Origin of the sequence: Klebsiella sp. w6 (genome assembly GCF_033100215.1) — a bacterium.
GTDB lineage: Bacteria > Pseudomonadota > Gammaproteobacteria > Enterobacterales > Enterobacteriaceae > Klebsiella > Klebsiella variicola.
Map to the genome: position 1 here is coordinate 662,123 of NZ_CP136907.1, position 17,993 is coordinate 680,115.

Annotated in this window: 22 protein-coding genes and 1 riboswitch; of the genes, 8 read left to right on the top strand and 14 right to left on the bottom strand. The window is 60.5% G+C overall.

What is annotated here, in order from left to right:
- Window positions 1-120: 120 nt before the first annotated feature.
- From ureG to R0140_RS03265, 7 genes are read right to left on the bottom strand one after another with little or no spacing between them, the layout of a single operon-like run.
- Window positions 121-738: an urease accessory protein UreG gene (gene ureG / locus R0140_RS03235; protein ID WP_002916877.1), complete on the bottom strand. Its 618-nt coding sequence runs from the start codon at window positions 736-738 to the stop codon at window positions 121-123.
- An 8-nt stretch (window positions 739-746) separates the two neighbouring features.
- The gene (locus tag R0140_RS03240) at window positions 747-1,421 is read right to left on the bottom strand and encodes an urease accessory protein UreF (protein WP_032739005.1); all 675 of its coding nucleotides are present in this window, start codon (window positions 1,419-1,421) and stop codon (window positions 747-749) included.
- Window position 1,422: 1 nt separating this feature from the next.
- A complete protein-coding gene (ureE, locus tag R0140_RS03245; protein WP_008806534.1) occupies window positions 1,423-1,899 on the bottom strand; it encodes an urease accessory protein UreE in 477 nt (158 codons plus the stop codon).
- A 9-nt stretch (window positions 1,900-1,908) separates the two neighbouring features.
- The gene (ureC, locus tag R0140_RS03250; protein WP_032741006.1) at window positions 1,909-3,612 is read right to left on the bottom strand and encodes an urease subunit alpha; all 1,704 of its coding nucleotides are present in this window, start codon (window positions 3,610-3,612) and stop codon (window positions 1,909-1,911) included.
- Window positions 3,605-3,925, bottom strand: coding sequence for an urease subunit beta (locus R0140_RS03255; protein ID WP_008806532.1), 321 nt, complete (start codon window positions 3,923-3,925; stop codon window positions 3,605-3,607). Before R0140_RS03255 ends, ureC begins: the two co-directional genes overlap by 8 nt.
- A 9-nt stretch (window positions 3,926-3,934) precedes the next feature.
- Window positions 3,935-4,237 (bottom strand): urease subunit gamma, encoded by a 303-nt coding sequence (locus tag R0140_RS03260; RefSeq protein WP_002916871.1) that lies wholly within the window; start codon window positions 4,235-4,237, stop codon window positions 3,935-3,937.
- 9 nt (window positions 4,238-4,246) lie between these two features.
- Complete coding sequence (locus R0140_RS03265) at window positions 4,247-5,071, bottom strand: urease accessory protein UreD (RefSeq protein ID WP_032731261.1); 825 nt, start codon at window positions 5,069-5,071, stop codon at window positions 4,247-4,249.
- Between R0140_RS03265 and R0140_RS03270 the strand changes: the two genes are divergently transcribed.
- Window positions 5,061-5,207 carry a short-chain dehydrogenase gene (locus R0140_RS03270; protein WP_317703938.1) on the top strand — a complete coding sequence of 49 codons (147 nt, stop codon included), beginning with the start codon at window positions 5,061-5,063 and terminating at the stop codon, window positions 5,205-5,207. The two genes, R0140_RS03265 and R0140_RS03270, sit on opposite strands and share 11 nt — an antisense overlap.
- Window positions 5,208-5,217: 10 nt before the next feature.
- On the opposite strand, the gene R0140_RS03275 is transcribed toward R0140_RS03270, so the two are convergent.
- A complete protein-coding gene (locus R0140_RS03275; protein WP_046621578.1) occupies window positions 5,218-5,313 on the bottom strand; it encodes a hypothetical protein in 96 nt (31 codons plus the stop codon).
- Between the two features lie 155 nt (window positions 5,314-5,468).
- Window positions 5,469-6,086 (bottom strand): glycerol-3-phosphate 1-O-acyltransferase PlsY, encoded by a 618-nt coding sequence (gene plsY / locus R0140_RS03280; protein WP_008806530.1) that lies wholly within the window; start codon window positions 6,084-6,086, stop codon window positions 5,469-5,471.
- Window positions 6,087-6,193: 107 nt separating this feature from the next.
- Here plsY and folB point away from each other — a divergent pair, with 107 nt between their 5' ends.
- Window positions 6,194-6,577 (top strand): bifunctional dihydroneopterin aldolase/7,8-dihydroneopterin epimerase, encoded by a 384-nt coding sequence (folB, locus tag R0140_RS03285; RefSeq protein WP_004150923.1) that lies wholly within the window; start codon window positions 6,194-6,196, stop codon window positions 6,575-6,577.
- A gap of 197 nt (window positions 6,578-6,774) precedes the next feature.
- A complete protein-coding gene (gene bacA / locus R0140_RS03290) occupies window positions 6,775-7,596 on the top strand; it encodes an undecaprenyl-diphosphate phosphatase (protein ID WP_008806529.1) in 822 nt (273 codons plus the stop codon).
- Window positions 7,597-7,607: 11 nt separating this feature from the next.
- Here bacA and R0140_RS03295 read toward each other — a convergent pair whose 3' ends face one another.
- Window positions 7,608-8,849 (bottom strand): multifunctional CCA addition/repair protein, encoded by a 1,242-nt coding sequence (locus R0140_RS03295; RefSeq protein WP_032741005.1) that lies wholly within the window; start codon window positions 8,847-8,849, stop codon window positions 7,608-7,610.
- Between the two features lie 61 nt (window positions 8,850-8,910).
- Entirely contained in the window at window positions 8,911-9,531 is a 621-nt protein-coding gene (locus tag R0140_RS03300) for a TIGR04211 family SH3 domain-containing protein (RefSeq protein ID WP_008806527.1), read from the bottom strand.
- A gap of 214 nt (window positions 9,532-9,745) precedes the next feature.
- Here R0140_RS03300 and R0140_RS03305 point away from each other — a divergent pair, with 214 nt between their 5' ends.
- The 3 genes from R0140_RS03305 to hldE are packed head-to-tail and all read left to right on the top strand — an operon-like array spanning window position 9,746 to window position 15,394.
- On the top strand, window positions 9,746-11,044 hold the full coding sequence (locus tag R0140_RS03305) for a CYTH domain-containing protein (protein WP_032741004.1): 1,299 nt from the start codon (window positions 9,746-9,748) through the stop codon (window positions 11,042-11,044).
- Window positions 11,045-11,064: 20 nt separating this feature from the next.
- On the top strand, window positions 11,065-13,902 hold the full coding sequence (gene glnE / locus R0140_RS03310) for a bifunctional [glutamate--ammonia ligase]-adenylyl-L-tyrosine phosphorylase/[glutamate--ammonia-ligase] adenylyltransferase (protein WP_317703939.1): 2,838 nt from the start codon (window positions 11,065-11,067) through the stop codon (window positions 13,900-13,902).
- Between the two features lie 58 nt (window positions 13,903-13,960).
- On the top strand, window positions 13,961-15,394 hold the full coding sequence (gene hldE, locus R0140_RS03315) for a bifunctional D-glycero-beta-D-manno-heptose-7-phosphate kinase/D-glycero-beta-D-manno-heptose 1-phosphate adenylyltransferase HldE (RefSeq protein ID WP_012540541.1): 1,434 nt from the start codon (window positions 13,961-13,963) through the stop codon (window positions 15,392-15,394).
- A gap of 77 nt (window positions 15,395-15,471) precedes the next feature.
- Here hldE and R0140_RS03320 read toward each other — a convergent pair whose 3' ends face one another.
- Window positions 15,472-15,621 (bottom strand): hypothetical protein, encoded by a 150-nt coding sequence (locus R0140_RS03320; protein WP_004144536.1) that lies wholly within the window; start codon window positions 15,619-15,621, stop codon window positions 15,472-15,474.
- Here R0140_RS03320 and glgS point away from each other — a divergent pair.
- Window positions 15,613-15,810, top strand: a complete 198-nt coding sequence (glgS, locus tag R0140_RS03325; RefSeq protein WP_004205248.1) for a cell surface composition regulator GlgS — start codon at window positions 15,613-15,615, stop codon at window positions 15,808-15,810. The genes R0140_RS03320 and glgS overlap by 9 nt on opposite strands.
- A gap of 35 nt (window positions 15,811-15,845) precedes the next feature.
- Here glgS and ubiK read toward each other — a convergent pair whose 3' ends face one another.
- Window positions 15,846-16,118: a ubiquinone biosynthesis accessory factor UbiK gene (ubiK, locus tag R0140_RS03330; RefSeq protein ID WP_008806522.1), complete on the bottom strand. Its 273-nt coding sequence runs from the start codon at window positions 16,116-16,118 to the stop codon at window positions 15,846-15,848.
- 120 nt (window positions 16,119-16,238) lie between these two features.
- Window positions 16,239-16,390, top strand: a riboswitch (FMN riboswitch).
- A gap of 105 nt (window positions 16,391-16,495) precedes the next feature.
- Here ubiK and ribB point away from each other — a divergent pair.
- Window positions 16,496-17,149, top strand: a complete 654-nt coding sequence (ribB, locus tag R0140_RS03335) for a 3,4-dihydroxy-2-butanone-4-phosphate synthase (protein WP_004174356.1) — start codon at window positions 16,496-16,498, stop codon at window positions 17,147-17,149.
- Between the two features lie 61 nt (window positions 17,150-17,210).
- Here ribB and zupT read toward each other — a convergent pair whose 3' ends face one another.
- Window positions 17,211-17,981 (bottom strand): zinc transporter ZupT, encoded by a 771-nt coding sequence (zupT, locus tag R0140_RS03340; RefSeq protein ID WP_032731259.1) that lies wholly within the window; start codon window positions 17,979-17,981, stop codon window positions 17,211-17,213.
- Between the last annotated feature and the right edge of the window lie 12 nt (window positions 17,982-17,993).

A 17,993-nucleotide genomic window follows, 5' to 3' on the forward strand; every position in this document is an offset into this window, starting at 1 on the left:
TTAGCAAACCTTATGCCATATTGCAGGGCAGGCGTGGCGGGGAGGATGGTGCAGGGTGATAGAAGAGAGAGCAGGGGCTGCACCATCCGGACGCGCCTGCGCCCGGCTGGTGCAACAGGCCTATTTGCCGAGCATGCCTTTGTCTTCAAGGAAGGCGATAATGGTGCTCAGGCCGTCGCCCTGCTTCAGGTTGGTGAAGGTCCATGGGCGATCGCCGCGCATACGCTGGGTATCGCTTGCCATCACCTCCAGCGACGCGCCCACATAGGGGGCAAGGTCGGTTTTATTGATCACCAGGAAATCGGATTTGGTGATCCCTGGCCCGCCTTTGCGCGGGATCTTCTCCCCTTCGGCCACATCGATGACGTAGATGGTCAGATCCGCCAGCTCCGGGCTGAAGGTGGCGCTCAGGTTGTCGCCGCCGCTTTCCACGAAGATAAGGTCGAGGTTACCGAACTTTTCACTCAGCGCTTCCACGGCGGCGAGGTTCATTGAGGCATCTTCGCGGATCGCCGTATGCGGGCAGCCGCCGGTTTCCACACCGACGATGCGTTCAGGCGCCAGCGCGCCCGCTTCGGTGAGGATGCGCTGATCTTCTTTGGTATAGATGTCGTTAGTGACCACCGCCAGCTGCCAGGTATCACGCATCGCTTTGCACAGCGCTTCCAGCAGAGCGGTTTTACCGGAGCCGACCGGGCCGCCGACGCCGACGCGCAGCGGGTGTTTATAAGAGTTCATGGCTTCTCCTAGGAACGGAATAATCGGGAGTATTGGGTTTCATGCCGGGCCGAGGCGATAGCGGCGAGCGGGGTGGCCGATCCGATATCGCCGTCCGGCGCGGCCAGCGCGCGGGGCATCTCGGCCGCGTAGTGGTCGCAAAGACGTAAAATCAGCTGCTGGGCGGCCTGCTGACCGAAGGGCACCAGCTTGACGCCGGCCATCACGGCGCTCTCAATCCAGCTGTAGCCCAGGCTGAGGGCCATCTCGGGCAGCGCGATGCGCCAGCGCACGCCGAGCCAGGCCATCCCGGCGAGCTGGCTTTGCTGGCACAGCGTGCGCCACGTCGGCGGACAGTCCGGCTGCCAGTCGCTCAGCAGACGGGCAAACGCCGCGCCGCGGTTGCGCTCTTCCTCCCGCAGTTCACGAGTTTCCCGGCAGGCCAGCAGATAGGCGGTCCAGCGCTGGGCCGCAGCGATATCGCCTTGTTCGCAGGCGCGGTACAGGCGGGCGAACAGCGGCAGGTCAACGGTAAAAAAGCCTTCCGTCATCTGGCGTCGCTGCCAGCGCTCGAAGGCCGCGACGTCCGGCACCCAGCCGGCTTCCACAGCCCACTCCAGCCCCTGGGACCAGCTGTAACCGCCTATCGGCAGGTTGCTGCTGGCCAGCTGCATCAGCCGCAGGCGTTGTTCCGCTGTCGACATGCTAGTGGCTGTGAGCGTGGTGGGCATGATGAGCATGATGATGACCGTGGCTTTCGCTGGCGTAAGCGCCGGCTTCCGGCTCGAACGGCAGCTGGCCAAAGGTCACCGTCAGGCCGAACTGGCGCAGCATATCGTCCAGCACGTGATCGTGATGGTAGCGCAGCTCGCCCGGCATGATCTGCAGCGGCACGTGACGGTTGCCGAGGTGGTAGCAGGCCTTCGCCAGCATAAACGGATCGTCGCAGCGCACTACCGACACCCCTTCATCAGCGGCAATCACCTGCACAAACTCGGTGCCTTCTTCGTTGCTGAGCACATCGCCGCCGCGCAGCAGCAGGCCGCGGGGCAGCAGCAGACCGGCTTCCCGGCCATCGTTGAGGGTGACTTTTACCCGGCTTTTGACGCGAACATCAATCGGCAGCGTAACGCTGGCGGTCGCGGCGGCGGGGGTCTCCAGACGTTGAGTTAAATAAAGCATCCGCTCTCCTTAAAACAGAAAATACCGTTGCGCCATCGGCAGAACGTCTGCCGGCTCGCTGGTGATGAGTTCGCCATCCACCCGCACCTCATAAGTCTGCGCGTCGACGGTGATGTTAGGCTGCAGGCTGTTGTGCACCATGTCGGCTTTCTGCACCGTACGGCAGCCTTTCACCACGGCGATCGCACTGCGCAGGTTCAGCCGTTCGGCAACGCCGTTGTCCGCCGCCGCCTGCGACAGGAAGGTGAGGCGGCAGTGATGGCGGGCGCTGCCCAGGGCGCCAAACATCGGACGGTAGTGCACCGGCTGCGGGGTCGGAATCGAGGCATTGATATCGCCCATCGGCGCGATAGCGATCATGCCGCCTTTGAGCACGGTGGCCGGTTTCACGCCGAAGAAGGCTGGCGACCAGACCACGAGGTCCGCCAGCTTACCCACCTCAATGGATCCGACTTCGTGCGCGATGCCGTGGGTCAGCGCCGGGTTGATGGTGTATTTGGCGATGTAGCGCTTCACGCGGAAGTTGTCGTTATCCCCGGTCTCCTCCGCCAGCGCTCCGCGCTGTACCTTCATGCGATGCGCCACCTGCCAGGTGCGGAGAACCACTTCCCCGACGCGACCCATGGCCTGCGAATCGGAGGAGGTGAGCGAGAAAGCGCCGAGGTCGTGCAGCACGTCTTCCGCGGCGATGGTTTCCCGGCGAATGCGCGATTCGGCAAAGGCCACGTCCTCAGCAATGTCCGGGTCCAGATGGTGGCAGACCATCAGCATATCGAGATGTTCATCGATGGTGTTGAGGGTGTAGGGCAGCGTTGGGTTGGTGGACGACGGCAAAATGTTCGGGTGGGCGCAGGCGGTGATGATGTCCGGCGCATGGCCGCCGCCGGCCCCTTCGGTATGGAAGGTGTGAATAGTGCGCCCGCCGATGGCGGCGAGGGTATCTTCCACAAAACCGGACTCATTGAGGGTGTCGCTGTGCAGGGCGACCTGAATGTCCATTTCATCGGCGACGGTTAACGCACAGTCGATCGCCGCCGGGGTGGCGCCCCAGTCCTCATGAATTTTCAGGCCAATGACGCCCGCCGCTACCTGCTCGCGCAGGGCATCCGGCTGAGAAACGTTGCCCTTGCCCAGCAGGCCGATATTGACCGGCAGGCTGTCGGCCGCTTGCAGCATGCGTGAGATATACCAGGGGCCCGGGGTGCAGGTGGTGGCATGGGTGCCCGCGGCTGGGCCGGTGCCGCCGCCGACCATGGTGGTCACGCCGGAGACCAGCGCCTCTTCCGCCTGCTGCGGACAGATCCAGTGAATATGGGTATCGATCCCGCCGGCGGTGACGATCTTGCCTTCGGCGGCAATCACTTCCGTCGCGGCGCCGATGGGGATGGTGACGTTGGGCTGGATATCGGGATTGCCGGCTTTGCCGATGGCGAAGATCCGGCCGTCCTTCACGCCGATATCGGCCTTGACGATCCCCCAGTGATCAACGATCAGCGCGTTGGTGAGCACCAGGTCGACACAGTCGGCGGCCAGCATCTGTCCCTGACCCATCCCGTCGCGGATCACTTTGCCGCCGCCGAATTTGACCTCTTCTCCGTAGGTGGTCAAATCATCTTCCACCTCGATCCACAGCTCGGTATCGGCCAGGCGCACCTTGTCGCCGACGGTGGGGCCGAACATATCGGCATAGGCCTGGCGTGAAATATTACTCATCGTTTGCCTCCAGAGGGCCCATGACCTCGCCGCGGAAGCCGAAGACAGCGCGGTGACCGGCGAAGGCCACCAGCTCGACCTCGCGTTTCTGGCCGGGTTCAAAACGTACCGCCGTGCCGGCCGGGATATTCAGGCGATAGCCAGTGACCTGCTGACGGTCGAACTTCAGCGCCGGGTTGACCTCGGCGAAATGGTAGTGCGAACCGACCTGAATCGGTCGATCGCCGTGGTTCTCAACGACCACGCGGCAGGTCGCCCGGCCGGTATTCAGGGCTATCTGACCGGGCTTAACGTGATATTCACCGGGGATCATGGCGCTACCTCAGATTATCGGGTTGTGAACGGTGACCAGCTTCGAACCGTCCGGAAAGGTGGCTTCGACCTGGATATCCGGGATCATTTCCGGGACGCCCTCCATCACCTGCTCGCGGGTCAGGACGTGACGGCCTTCCTCCATCAGTGAGGCCACGCTTTTGCCGTCGCGGGCGCCTTCCATAATAAAGGCGCTGATGAGGGCCACGGACTCCGGATAGTTGAGCTTCAGGCCGCGGGCCAGGCGGCGTTCCGCCACCAGCGCGGCGGTAAACAGCAACAGCTTGTCTTTTTCTCGGGGGGTCAGTTCCATAACGTTCTCTTAAGTCAGCCAGATTCGGGGAAGTACGGGGGATTTGCCGGTGAGATGAGGGCGCAGAAACTGCCAGACGTCGCGCATCACCTGTTGGCAAATCAGATTATCGTCACTGAGGAAACGCACCGTCAGCAGGCGGTCGGTCAGGCTGGCGCCAGCGTAGAGACCGAGCGGCGCCAGCGCGTCGCGCACCCCGTCGAGCAGGGCATCGGTAGCCGGATAGCACAGTAAAGTGCCGACCCAGGGACGTTCGGCGACGCTGGACAGCTCTCCCTCCTGCAGGTGCAGGCGCTCAACCAGCAGCGGTCTCTCATCCACCCACACTTCCAGCCGGTTGCTGAGGGTGCCGTGGCTGAAGGTTTCACCAATCACCGGGCGGCCAAGGCAGAGTAGATCCCATGCCAGCAGCGTGCTGGAGGCGCAAAGATGAAAGGTGGTGGACAGCCGGGCATTGGCCCCGGGAAAGAAGATGGCATCCTGCGGGAGCCACTCCAGGGTCGTCTGCGGGGCGAGGGTCAACTGCTGGCGCAATAGCGCTTGCGCACCGCTGCTGCGGTAAAACTTGCTGGCGCCAGGCATGGTTATCAGCGTATGGCAGCCGGGGTCAAGATGGGCGCTAATTGTCAGCTCATCACCGCCGACGATGCCACCGGGCGGGTGAAGCAGATAGAGGTGACAGGTCTCTTCTTCCGGGTAAAACGGGCGCTGGACGGTCAGCGGGCCGACGTGTTGGGCGCTGGCGAGAACGGTCTTGCCTCCGGCCTGCTGAAAGCGGAGATCCAGCGTAGCCTGCCAGCCTTTTTTGAGTGGTGGTAACACGGTGCCGTGCAATGTTGCGCCCCTGCAAAATCAAGATAAAACAGCAGCAATGAGTATTGATCGGCGGGAGTTTATCCCGGTCATACGAAACGCTTATTTCATTCGTTACCCGGCGCGTCGCGACGGGCGCGAGGGGAAAGCGGTATAACCGCTCCGGATTATTCACCCGGATAATCTTTGCCGTCAATATCCTTATCCGCTGACTGGCCGCGGCGGATAAAGCGGGAGGGCGGGCCCGTCCCCGATGCCAGCAGGCGGCGGAGCTTTTGCTTTTAGTTGCCGATAACGCGTTGTTATAAAAGGGGGATGCGGCGATTACCGCGTATCATGACGACGTGGAGCAAAAGTGCGGGTGAGATGGGCAAACAGGCCCGGGGATCCTCCCGGCAGACGGGGCCGGGAGGGGAGATTATTTCTGCTCTGGCGCTTTTTTCTTCTTCATCCGGGTCCAGATTTTGCTCTCCTGGCGGCGCCACAGACGCTGAATGTTGTCGTGATGGCGCAGGAGGATCAGGCAGGAGAGCATCGACACCGGAAAAGTGTACTGTGGTTTAAACCACCAGACGTAGAAAGGCGCGATAAGCGCGCTGACGATAGCGCCAAGGGATGAGTAGCCGCTGAGCAGGATGGTCAGCAGCCAGGTCCCGGCCATCACCCCGGTCAGATCGAGACCGATGGGGGCGATAGCGCCGAAGGCCGTGGCGACGCCTTTACCGCCGCGGAAATGAAAGAAGACTGGCCAGATATGGCCCACGCAGGCGGCAATCGCCACTAACCCCAGCCAGAATGGCGTAAGGCCCAGCGCCCAGGCGCCCCACACCGGGAGCATACCCTTCAGCACATCAAAAATAAGTACCGCTACGGCCGCCCCTTTTCCGCCAATTCGTAGTACGTTAGTGGCCCCGGGGTTGCCTGAGCCGCTGTCGCGTGGGTCGGGCAGGCCAGCAAGGCGACATACCAGAATGGCGCTGGAAATGGAGCCGCAGAGGTAGGCGAGGAGTACCAGTCCAGGCGCGATTGCACTCATAACGCTGTTCCGTTTTGAAAATGTCGTTGTATTCTCTGCATCTGTGGATAATACGCATAATTCGCCGGAAGTGGTATCCGGTTTAGCTAAAAAGCAGGCAGGGCGTGATGGATATTGTATTTATAGAGCAACTTTCGGTAATCACCACCATTGGTGTTTATGACTGGGAACAAACCATTGAGCAGAAGCTGGTGTTCGATATCGAAATTGCATGGGATAACCGCAAGGCGGCCGCCAGCGATGATGTCAGCGACTGCCTCAGCTATGCTGATATCAGCGAGCGAGTGATCGCGCATGTGGAGGGGGGAAAATTCGCGTTAGTGGAGCGGGTGGCGGAAGAAGTGGCCGACCTGCTGCTGGAAACATTCCAGTCGCCATGGGTGCGTATTAAAGTCAGCAAACCTGGCGCCGTGGCCCGCGCGGCAAATGTCGGTGTGATTATTGAACGTGGCCTTAATCTGAAACAAAACTTTTCAGGTCATACTTGTTAAACAAATTGCGTTTATACCGGTCATAGCATCCGGTCATCAGGCAATTTTACTGGCGATGTCCTTCCAGAACGGTGGACGAATCCGTGTGTACTTCCTGTACGCTGCGGATTACGCGCGCTCTGGCTGTCGGGTTGCGCCTGTTGATCGATAATGTGTTCCTGGTTTTTTTCATTTTACTTTTTAAAGGGTTTAATTGAATGAGCGATATACACTCGCTGCTGGTGGCGGCAATATTGGGTGTGGTTGAGGGGTTGACAGAGTTTTTACCTGTTTCCAGTACCGGTCATATGATTATTGTTGGTCACCTGCTGGGGTTTGAAGGTGATACGGCAAATACCTTTGAAGTGGTTATTCAGCTAGGCTCGATACTCGCCGTAGTGGTGATGTTCTGGCGTCGTTTGTTCGGTCTGATCGGCATCCATTTCGGCAGGCCGCCGGAGCATGAAGGCAAAGGCAGCGGTCGCTTGTCGCTTATCCATATCCTCCTCGGCATGATCCCCGCGGTGGTGCTGGGGCTGATTTTCCACGACACCATTAAATCCTTATTTAACCCGGTAAACGTGATGTACGCCCTGATTGTCGGCGGCGTATTGCTGATTGCGGCGGAAGTACTCAAGCCGAAACAGCCGCGCGCGGTCGGGATTGACGATATGACCTATCGTCAGGCGTTTGTCATCGGCTGCTTTCAGTGTCTGGCGCTGTGGCCGGGGTTCTCGCGCTCGGGGGCGACTATCTCCGGCGGCATGCTGATGGGCGTCAGCCGCTACGCGGCGTCGGAGTTCTCTTTCCTGCTGGCGGTACCGATGATGATGGGCGCCACCGTGCTGGACGTCTACAAGAGCATCGGCTTCCTGAACATGGGCGATGTGCCGATGTTTGCCGTCGGCTTCGTGATGGCGTTTATCGTGGCGCTGATTGCGATTAAAACCTTCCTGCAGCTGATCAAGCGGATCTCGTTTATCCCGTTCGCTATCTACCGCTTTATCGTGGCGGCAGCCGTTTACGTGGTCTTCTTCTAAGACCAGTGCCCTCAGCCTTGCGGCTGGGGGCAACGCTGTTCCTTCCACTGCGCCACCGCAGCAATTCTCCGCCGCGTCAGCTCTTCGCGAATTTCCGCCCCTTTAAAGCCCGCCGCCACGACCTCTTTGGTGGAGACAGACTGCGCCACTTCCCAGGCCTCCAGAAGCTGGCGCCCTTGCGGGTAATCGCTGGCCTCGAAACCGGTGCGTCCGCGGACGTCGGCTTCGCTGGTGAGGGCGATCTGCTGCACGCGCTGCGGTTTGCGCCAGGCGTCAATGCTGTCGAAGAGTTTGACGAGGGTTTTCGGCTGCAGGATCGGCAGGGTGTGGATCAAGTCATGGTACTCCGCCACCAGTTTCGCGAGATCGCGGATATCGTTTGGCACCCGCAGACGCGCGCAGAGCTGTTCTACCAGCTTGACTCCCGCCGGGCCATGGCCGTGGTGACGCGGCCAGAGCGCTTTCGGCGTCAGCCCTTTACCGAGGTCATGACACAGGGTGGCGAAACGCACGTCGACATCCGGCGACAGCATCGCGGCCATCGTGACGGTCATCAGGGTGTGCAGGCCGGTATCGATTTCCGGGTGCCACTTCGCCGGGGCCGGCACGCCGTATAGCGCGTCAATTTCCGGAAACAGCACCTTAAGAGCCTGGCAGTCGCGCAGCGTCTGGAAAAAGACCTGCGGATTGCGGGTGGTTAACGCGCTTTCCGTCTCTTTCCACACCCGCTCCGGCGTTAAATGCGCCAGCTCACCGGCCTCAACCATCGCATGCATCAGGGCCTGGGTTTCTTTGGCAATGCGAAAGCCCAGATGCGCATAGCGGGCAGCAAAGCGCGCCACACGCAGCACGCGCAGCGGATCTTCGCTAAAGGCGGGAGAGACATGGCGCAGCAGGCGCAGGCGAAGATCGTTTTGCCCGCCGTAGGGGTCGATGATCGTGCCATCGGCGTCCTGGGCGAGGGCGTTGACCGTCAGGTCGCGGCGCAGCAGATCGGCTTCGAGGGTCACGTCCGGGGCGGCATAGCAGGTAAAACCGGTATAGCCCGCGCCGGATTTGCGCTCGGTACGGGCCAGGGCATACTCCTCCCGGCTTTGCGGATGGAGGAACACGGGAAAGTCGCGGCCTACCTGTTGGTAGCCCGCGTCAAGCATCTGTTGCGGGGTGGCGCCCACCACCACCCAGTCTCGGTCTTTGACCGGCAGCCCTAATAGCGCATCGCGCACCGCACCGCCGACCAGATAGCTCTTCACGCCCGATTCTCCCGTATCTGTTTTTCGCAAGATGATACGTAAGTCTGGCAGAGAAGACGAATTAGTTCATCCACCGGTCTTTACGTTTGCGGCTTGGCACCAGATGCGGCAGCACCAGACCCAGCAGCAGACCGACGCCGAGCACGCCGCCGCCGTACATGAACCACTGCATGATAATGGTGCGCTGTTTGTCATCAAGCTGCAGATTCGCCGCATTCACCTTCTTCTGCGCGACCACCAGCTCGTTTTTCAACTTCTGGTTCTCGTCCTTCAGCGCGTTAATCGCGCTGTCGCTGCCGGCGACTTTCTTCTGCATATCCGCCGTACGCTGGTTCCAGGTGGCGTCGATGTTGTTCAGCTTATCGGTCAGCGTTTTGACCTGGTTTTCCAGATCCGGGACGCGGGTGCGCAGGCTGGGCTCATTGCTCAGCTCTTTCAACGGGATCCAGGCGGTACGGCCATTGCTGTCGCGGACCTGCGCGTAACTGGTGCTGTCGTTCGTTTGCAGCACCGACACTTCTTCCCCGGCGTTGATGGTGCCGACCAGACGATAATTATCGCCCGGGCCGCTGCGAACCCAGGTGTTCAGCTCATCGGAAACGTAGCGCTTTTCTTCTGCGTGAACCGCCGTAGCGGCGCTAAGCGCGAGCAAAGTAAAAGTAATCAGGCGTAATTTTGGCATCAGGTCATCGTTTGGTCATAAAAAGTGGAACGATAGTAGAGGCATCGCCAGAGCGACGCAAAGTTTTCCACCACAATCGGAATCATCCAGGAGGTGGCCCGGCAAAAAGCGCGTTGCATGGCGATTCGCCGCAAAATACTATCTACTGACAAAAAATATCGTCGTAAGTTCGCCGCAATTTGTCGGCGCAGCACAGAAGCGGAAGAATTCAGTCATGGCTCAAGAAATCGAACTCAAGTTTATCGTCGCTCAGAATGGGGTAGAGACGCTGCGCGAGCAGCTCAATGCGCTCGAGGCGAAACATACGCCTGCGGGCCAGTTACTGAACATTTATTACGAAACCGCCGATAACTGGCTGCGTCGTCACGATATGGGGCTGCGCATCCGCGGCGATCAGGGGCGTTATGAAATGACGCTGAAAATTGCCGGCCGGGTGGTAGGGGGGCTGCACCAGCGTCCGGAATACAATATCCCACTGGATAAACCGGAGCTGGCGCTTGAGCGCCTGCCGGCGGAGGTCTGGCCGCAAGGCGAGCTCCCGGCCGCACTGGCGGAGCATGTCCAGCCGCTGTTCAGCACTGATTTTGCTCGTGAACGTTGGGTGATACAGGAAGGGAATAGTGAGATTGAGATCGCCCTCGATCGCGGCGAAGTGAAGGCTGGCGAACATCAGGAGCCGATCTGTGAACTGGAGCTGGAGCTGCTTGCCGGGGAGACTGCCGATCTGCTGCGCCTTGCGCACCGTCTGCTGGAGAGCGGCGTCCTGCGTCAGGGGAGCCTGAGCAAAGCCGCGCGCGGGTATCATCTGGCGCAAGGCAATGGCGAGCGTCCCGTCATCTCGCTGACGGTGCTGACGGTGGCGGCGAAGGCCAGCGTGGAGCAGGGGCTGGAGGCGGCGCTGGAGAGCGCCCTGGCGCACTGGCTGTATCACGACGAAGTATGGCTGCGCGGCAATGCGAAAGCCAAAGCGGAAATCCTGCTGGCGTTAGCCCGCGTGCGCCATACCCTCGTGCTGTTCGGCGGCATCGTGCCGCGTAAGGCGACCACCCAGCTCCGCGCGTTGCTGAACGACGCCGAAGCCGTTCTGCTGGCCGCGGACACCGCCGACGAGGCGTTATTCCGCACCGAGGTCGTCGGCGCCAAACTGGCCCTGACCGAATGGCTGGTCCAGCGCGGCTGGCGTCCGTTCCTCAACGAGGCGGGAGAGAAAAAAATAGCCGGATCGTTCAAACGGTTTGCCGATATTAACCTCTCGCGGGTGGCGGCCGAGCTGCGCGGCGCCGTGCAGCATCTGGCGGTCGAAGATGCCGCCGACCAGTTGCCGAAGCTGTCCCGTGACATCGACAGCGTCCAGCTGCTGGCGGGCGCCTATGGCGACGCCGTCGCGCCGTGGCTGGAGAACTGGCAGGAGCTTCACCGTGCAATAGCACATGACGATCGCAGCGTCTTTGAATATTTCCGTCGCCAGGCGCTGGCTGCCGAGCCGTTCTGGCTGCATAGTGGAAAACGATAATTTCAGGCCAGGGAGCCCTTATGATGCCGCTTTCTCCGCAATTACAGCAGCACTGGCAGACGGTCTCTGACCGTCTGCCAGCGGATTTTCCCATTGCAGAACTGAGCCCACAGGCCAGGTCGGTCATGGCGTTCAGCGATTTTGTCGAACAGAGTGTGATCGCCCAGCCGGGCTGGCTGAATGAGCTTGCGGACTCCTCGCCGGAGGCGGAAGAGTGGCGGCATTACGAGGCCTGGCTGCAGGATCGCCTGCAGGCCGTCACTGACGAATCGGGGTTGATGCGAGAGCTGCGTCTCTTCCGCCGCCAGATGATGGTCCGCATCGCCTGGGCGCAGGCGCTGTCGCTGGTGAGCGAAGAAGAGACCCTGCAGCAGCTGAGCGCCCTGGCGGAGACCCTGATTGTCGCCGCCCGCGACTGGCTCTACGCCGCCTGCTGTAAGGAGTGGGGAACGCCATGCAATGCCGAGGGCCAGCCGCAGCCGCTGCTGATCCTCGGGATGGGAAAGCTGGGCGGCGGCGAGCTGAACTTCTCTTCCGATATCGATCTGATCTTTGCCTGGCCTGAGCATGGCGCCACCCGCGGCGGCCGCCGCGAGCTGGATAACGCCCAGTTCTTTACCCGTCTGGGGCAGCGGCTGATCAAGGCCCTTGACCAGCCGACGCAGGACGGCTTTGTCTATCGGGTTGACATGCGCCTGCGGCCGTTTGGCGACAGTGGGCCGCTGGTACTCAGTTTTGCGGCGCTGGAAGATTATTACCAGGAGCAGGGTCGGGACTGGGAACGCTATGCGATGGTGAAAGCGCGGATCATGGGGGATAACGACGACGTGTACGCCAGCGAGTTGCGCGCGATGCTCCGTCCTTTCGTCTTCCGCCGTTATATCGACTTCAGCGTGATCCAGTCGCTGCGTAACATGAAAGGCATGATCGCCCGCGAAGTGCGGCGTCGCGGGCTGAAAGACAACATCAAGCTCGGCGCCGGCGGGATCCGTGAAATTGAGTTTATCGTTCAGGTCTTCCAGCTGATCCGCGGTGGTCGCGAACCTGCACTGCAGCAGCGCGCCCTGCTGCCGACGCTGGCGGCGATTGATGAGCTACATCTGCTGCCGGAAGGCGACGCGGCGCTGCTGCGCGAGGCCTATCTGTTCCTGCGCCGGCTGGAAAACCTGCTGCAAAGCATCAACGATGAACAGACCCAGACCCTGCCGCAGGATGAACTTAACCGCGCCAGGCTGGCATGGGGGATGCATACCGAAGACTGGGAGACGCTGAGCGCGCAGCTGGCGAGCCAAATGGCCAACGTGCGGCGAGTGTTTAATGAACTGATCGGCGATGATGAGGATCAGTCCCCGGATGAGCAACTGGCCGAGTACTGGCGCGAGCTGTGGCAGGATGCGCTGGAAGAAGATGACGCCAGCACGGCGCTGGCGCATTTAAACGATACCGACCGCCGTAGCGTGCTGGCGCTGATTGCCGATTTTCGTAAAGAGCTGGATCGGCGCACCATCGGCCCGCGCGGCCGCCAGGTGCTGGATCAGCTGATGCCGCATCTGCTGAGCGAAATCTGCTCGCGCGCCGATGCGCCGCTGCCTCTGGCGCGGATCACGCCGCTGTTGACCGGGATCGTCACCCGTACCACCTATCTTGAGCTGCTGAGCGAATTCCCCGGCGCGCTGAAGCACCTGATCACGCTCTGCGCGGCGTCGCCGATGGTCGCCAGCCAGCTGGCGCGCCACCCGCTGCTGCTGGATGAGCTGCTGGATCCCAACACCCTCTATCAGCCGACGGCGACCGACGCCTATCGCGACGAGCTGCGCCAGTACCTGCTGCGCGTGCCGGAAGAGGATGAAGAGCAGCAGCTGGAGGCGTTGCGCCAGTTTAAGCAGGCGCAGCAGCTGCATATCGCGGCGGCGGATATCGCTGGCACCCTGCCGGTGATGAAGGTCAGCGATCACTTAACCTGGCTTGCCGAAGCGATCCTCGACGCGGTGGTGCAGCAGGCATGGGGGCAGATGGTCGCTCGCTACGGCCAGCCGACCCACCTGCACGATCGCCAGGGTCGCGGCTTCGCCGTTGTCGGCTACGGTAAGCTCGGCGGCTGGGAGCTGGGCTACAGCTCCGATCTCGATCTGGTGTTCCTCCATGACTGCCCGGCGGAGGTGATGACCGACGGCGAGCGGGAGATTGACGGCCGTCAGTTCTACCTGAGGCTGGCCCAGCGGATCATGCACCTGTTCAGCACCCGCACCTCGTCCGGTATTCTCTACGAAGTGGACGCCCGGCTGCGTCCTTCTGGCGCGGCGGGGATGCTGGTCACCACCGCCGACGCGTTTGCTGACTATCAGCAGAACGAAGCCTGGACGTGGGAACATCAGGCGCTGGTGCGCGCCCGCGTGGTCTATGGCGACCCGGCGCTGCAGGCGCGCTTTGACGCCATTCGTCGCGATATCCTGACCACCCCGCGGGAGGGGATGACCCTGCAGACCGAGGTTCGCGAGATGCGCGAGAAGATGCGCGCCCACCTTGGCAACAAACATCCCGATCGTTTTGATATCAAAGCCGATGCCGGCGGGATCACCGATATTGAATTTATTACTCAGTATCTGGTCCTACGCTATGCCAGTGACAAGCCGAAGTTGACCCGCTGGTCTGACAACGTGCGTATTCTTGAGCTGCTGGCGCAGAACGACATCATGGACGAGGAGGAGGCGCGCGCCTTAACGCATGCGTACACCACCTTGCGTGATGCGCTCCATCACCTGGCCCTGCAGGAGCAGCCGGGACACGTGGCGCCAGAGGCCTTCAGCCGGGAGCGTCAGCAGGTCAGCGCCAGCTGGCAGAAGTGGCTGATGGCTTAACTATAAAATCGGGTGTGCTATTATCGCGCGCAAAGTTTGCGTCTCGCAGGAGAGAGTCATGAAAGTAACGCTGCCGGAGTTTGAACGTGCAGGAGTGTTGGTGGTGGGTGATGTGATGCTGGACCGCTACTGGTACGGCCCCACCAGTCGTATTTCCCCGGAAGCCCCGGTGCCGGTGGTGAAGGTGGAAAATATCGAAGAACGTCCTGGCGGCGCGGCAAACGTAGCGATGAACATCGCCTCCCTGGGGGCAACGTCGCGCCTGGTGGGATTGACCGGGATTGATGACGCTGCACGCGCGCTGAGCCAGGCGCTGGCCAATGTGAATGTGAAGTGCGACTTCGTCTCCGTCCCGACTCACCCGACCATCACCAAGCTGCGGGTGCTGTCGCGCAATCAGCAACTGATCCGCCTCGACTTTGAAGAGGGCTTCTCCGGCGTGGATCCGCAGCCGATGCACGAGCGCATTCAGCAGGCGCTGGGCTCCATTGGCGCGCTGGTTCTCTCGGACTACGCCAAAGGGGCGCTGACCAGCGTCCAGACGATGATCAAGCTCGCCCGTGAAGCGGGCGTGCCGGTGCTGATCGATCCGAAAGGCACCGATTTCGAACGCTACCGCGGCGCGACGCTGCTCACCCCGAACCTCTCTGAGTTTGAAGCGGTGGTGGGCAAGTGTCAGGATGAAGCGGAGATCGTTGAACGCGGCATGAAGCTCATCGCCGAATTTGAACTGTCAGCGCTGCTGGTGACGCGTTCTGAGCAGGGGATGACGCTGCTGCAGCCGGGACGTCCGCCGCTGCATATGCCGACCCAGGCCCAGGAAGTGTACGATGTCACCGGCGCCGGCGACACGGTGATTGGCGTGCTGGCGGCGACCCTGGCCTCCGGCAACACCCTGGAAGAGGCCTGCTATTTCGCCAACGCCGCGGCGGGCGTGGTGGTCGGTAAGCTGGGAACCTCCACCGTTTCCCCTGTCGAGCTGGAAAACGCGGTCCGCGGCCGGGCTGAGACCGGCTTTGGCGTGATGAGCGAAGAGGAACTCAAACAGGCGGTTGCGGCAGCGCGCAAGCGCGGTGAGAAAGTGGTGATGACCAACGGGGTCTTCGACATTCTGCATGCCGGCCATGTCTCCTATCTGGCGAATGCGCGCAAGCTGGGCGACCGTCTGATCGTGGCGGTTAACAGCGATGCCTCAACCAAACGTCTGAAAGGCGAAACCCGCCCGGTGAACCCGCTGGAACAGCGGATGATCGTGCTGGGGGCGCTGGAGGCCGTCGACTGGGTGGTCTCCTTCGAGGAAGACACCCCGCAGCGGCTGATTGCCGGTATCCTGCCGGACCTGCTGGTCAAAGGCGGCGATTATAAGCCGGAACAGATCGCCGGCAGCGAAGAAGTCTGGGCTAACGGCGGCGAAGTGCTGGTGCTCAACTTTGAAGATGGCTGCTCGACCACCAATATTATTAAGAAAATACAAAAAGATAGCGATAAATAAGCTTTTCGCTATTCACCGGCTTGTACGGTGAAGCATCACGGCCCGCGATGGAGATATCGCGGGCCGTTTTTATTTAATCATGTGGAAAATGATTTAGCGCAATAAATAATCATGTTAAGCGCATTTTTCGTACAAATCGCGTTAAGGTAAGCGTAAATACTGAAGTGAGTAAAAGGCATATGACTGATCAGAACATCCACCGCTGAAGGAGTATGCGCATGAACCATAACGATATGTATTCAATGAAGAATTTTGATTTTTTGGCGCGGAGTTTCGCCAGAATGCACGCGCAAGGCCAGCCAGTTGATCTTCAGGCTATTGTCGGCAATATGGATGAAGAGCATCGTGAATGGTTTTGCCAGCGTTATGAACTTTACTGTCGTCAGGTAAACAGCCCGGCGGAAGCCGCCCACTAAGCCAAACGCAAAACGGGCCCCTGAGGGCCCGTTTTTTACGGCTGCTCTTCGCTGCCAGGCGTCGCTGCCTGGCGGTTTTCGAGGTCATTCAGACGCTGCTCCAGCAGCGCCAGTTTTTCGCGGGTCCGCAGCAAAACCTGAGTCTGTACGTCAAACTCTTCGCGGCTGACCAGATCCAGGCGGGTCAGCTGCGACTGCAGCGCCTGGCGGATTTTCTTCTCAACATCCTCACCCAGATCGCGAAGTCCTTTTGGCATCGACTCATGGACCTGGCGGGCGATTTGTTCAATTTTTTTCGGGTCAATCATGGTGGTTTCCTGCTCGGGTCGGATGATTGATCATTGTAGTGCGAACCAGGCCGCCTATAAACCAGAAATGTTTGAAGCTTATGCATTGCCGAGGATAGTCAATAGCGTTATAGTTATCTCGCTTATTCTCAGGGCGGGGCGAAATTCCCCACCGGCGGTAAATCAACCATTGCGTTGAAAGCCCGCGAGCGCTTCCCGTGACTACGGGAAGGTCAGCAGATCCGGTGTAATTCCGGGGCCGACGGTTAAAGTCCGGATGGGAGAGAGTAACGGCACAGTCGGGTCCAGGCCCGCTCGCGTTGACTTTTGCCGCTAAACCGGCGCTCCTAAGACTGCCCTGATTCTGGTAACCATAATTTTAATGAGGTTTTTTTACCATGAATCAGACGCTCCTTTCTTCTTTTGGTACCGCTTTTGAACGTGTGGAACACGCTTTGGACGCCCTGCGCGAAGGCCGCGGCGTGATGGTGCTTGATGATGAAGACCGTGAAAACGAAGGCGATATGATCTTCGCCGCCGAAACCATGACCGTTGAGCAGATGGCGCTGACCATTCGTCACGGCAGCGGCATTGTGTGCCTGTGCCTGACCGAAGATCGCCGCAAACAGCTGGATCTGCCGATGATGGTAGAGAACAACACCAGCGCCTACGGCACCGGCTTTACCGTGACCATCGAAGCGGCCGAAGGTGTGACCACCGGCGTCTCCGCTGCCGACCGCGTGACCACCGTCCGCGCAGCCATTGCCGACGGCGCGAAACCTTCCGATCTCAACCGTCCTGGCCATGTTTTCCCGCTGCGTGCGCAGCCGGGTGGCGTACTGACCCGCGGCGGCCACACTGAAGCCACTATCGACCTCGTGACCCTGGCTGGCTTTAAACCCGCAGGCGTGCTGTGCGAGCTGACCAACGACGATGGCACCATGGCGCGCGCGCCGGAGTGCATCAAGTTCGCTCAGCAGCACAATATGGCGGTAGTCACGATTGAAGATCTGGTGGCCTATCGTCGCGAACATGAGCGTAAAGCCAGCTAAATAGCGGTTCGCTACGCCCGACCACAGCCCACTTCTTAGTGGGCTGTGTTGTTTCTGCGCTTTAACCGATGCCCATCGTCTGGAGTACCACCAGACTCAGCCCCATGACCGACATCCCGCACAAAACGCCATAGCTTGGGTTGCTTTGCGGATCGATCTCTTTCGCCAGCGGCATCAGTTCATCGACGGACAGTGCCACCATAATCCCGGCGACGGCAGCCATGATCGCTCCCATCACCAGCGGTGAGACCAGACTCCCCAGAATCAGCCACGCCAGCACGCCGCCCAAAATTTCCGCCATGCCGGAAAGCCCGGCCCAGAGCACCGCCTTGCTGCGCGATCCGGTGGCGGCATATACTGGCCCGGCAACGGCCAGTCCTTCAGGAATATTGTGCAGGGCAACGGCGAGGGCCACGCCCATGCCGAGTTCCAGGTTGTTGCTGGCCGTGACATAGGTGGCGATCCCTTCCGGGAAGTTATGCAGGCTGATACCCAACGTCAGCAGAATAGCGGTGCGACGTAAATTACGTGGACGCGGCGTGGCGGGGGTTATCAGATCCTGCGGGTGAGCGTGCGGCAGCAGGCGGTCAAGGCCGAAATAGCCCAGCAGACCGATGACAAACATCCCGTAACCGAGCAGCGGCGACATGCCTTCGGCGGTCAGCGCGGCAGGCAGCATTTCCATCAATGAAATCAACAGCATGATCCCGGCGGCAAAGCCGAGGGAGAAGCCAAGCAGACGGTTAGAGGGTTTCTGACCAATCACGCCGAATATGGCGCCAATAAAGGTTGCGCTACCGGCTAACAGCGTCAATATTAAGGGTGATGACATCGCTACTCTCCC

Coding starts and splice junctions, on each gene's coding strand:
- ureG (WP_002916877.1), bottom strand. CDS start 738: ATGAACTCTTATAAACACCCGCTGCGCGTCGGCGTCGGCGGCCCGGTC.
- R0140_RS03320 (WP_004144536.1), bottom strand. CDS start 15,621: ATGGTTCATGCGCATACTCCTTCAGCGGTGGATGTTCTGATCAGTCAT.
- R0140_RS03305 (WP_032741004.1), top strand. CDS start 9,746: ATGGCTCAAGAAATCGAACTCAAGTTTATCGTCGCTCAGAATGGGGTA.
- folB (WP_004150923.1), top strand. CDS start 6,194: ATGGATATTGTATTTATAGAGCAACTTTCGGTAATCACCACCATTGGT.
- R0140_RS03255 (WP_008806532.1), bottom strand. CDS start 3,925: ATGATCCCCGGTGAATATCACGTTAAGCCCGGTCAGATAGCCCTGAAT.
- bacA (WP_008806529.1), top strand. CDS start 6,775: ATGAGCGATATACACTCGCTGCTGGTGGCGGCAATATTGGGTGTGGTT.
- glgS (WP_004205248.1), top strand. CDS start 15,613: ATGAACCATAACGATATGTATTCAATGAAGAATTTTGATTTTTTGGCG.
- ribB (WP_004174356.1), top strand. CDS start 16,496: ATGAATCAGACGCTCCTTTCTTCTTTTGGTACCGCTTTTGAACGTGTG.
- R0140_RS03300 (WP_008806527.1), bottom strand. CDS start 9,531: ATGCCAAAATTACGCCTGATTACTTTTACTTTGCTCGCGCTTAGCGCC.
- R0140_RS03240 (WP_032739005.1), bottom strand. CDS start 1,421: ATGTCGACAGCGGAACAACGCCTGCGGCTGATGCAGCTGGCCAGCAGC.
- ubiK (WP_008806522.1), bottom strand. CDS start 16,118: ATGATTGACCCGAAAAAAATTGAACAAATCGCCCGCCAGGTCCATGAG.
- R0140_RS03260 (WP_002916871.1), bottom strand. CDS start 4,237: ATGGAACTGACCCCCCGAGAAAAAGACAAGCTGTTGCTGTTTACCGCC.
- plsY (WP_008806530.1), bottom strand. CDS start 6,086: ATGAGTGCAATCGCGCCTGGACTGGTACTCCTCGCCTACCTCTGCGGC.
- hldE (WP_012540541.1), top strand. CDS start 13,961: ATGAAAGTAACGCTGCCGGAGTTTGAACGTGCAGGAGTGTTGGTGGTG.
- ureC (WP_032741006.1), bottom strand. CDS start 3,612: ATGAGTAATATTTCACGCCAGGCCTATGCCGATATGTTCGGCCCCACC.
- glnE (WP_317703939.1), top strand. CDS start 11,065: ATGATGCCGCTTTCTCCGCAATTACAGCAGCACTGGCAGACGGTCTCT.
- ureE (WP_008806534.1), bottom strand. CDS start 1,899: ATGCTTTATTTAACTCAACGTCTGGAGACCCCCGCCGCCGCGACCGCC.
- zupT (WP_032731259.1), bottom strand. CDS start 17,981: ATGTCATCACCCTTAATATTGACGCTGTTAGCCGGTAGCGCAACCTTT.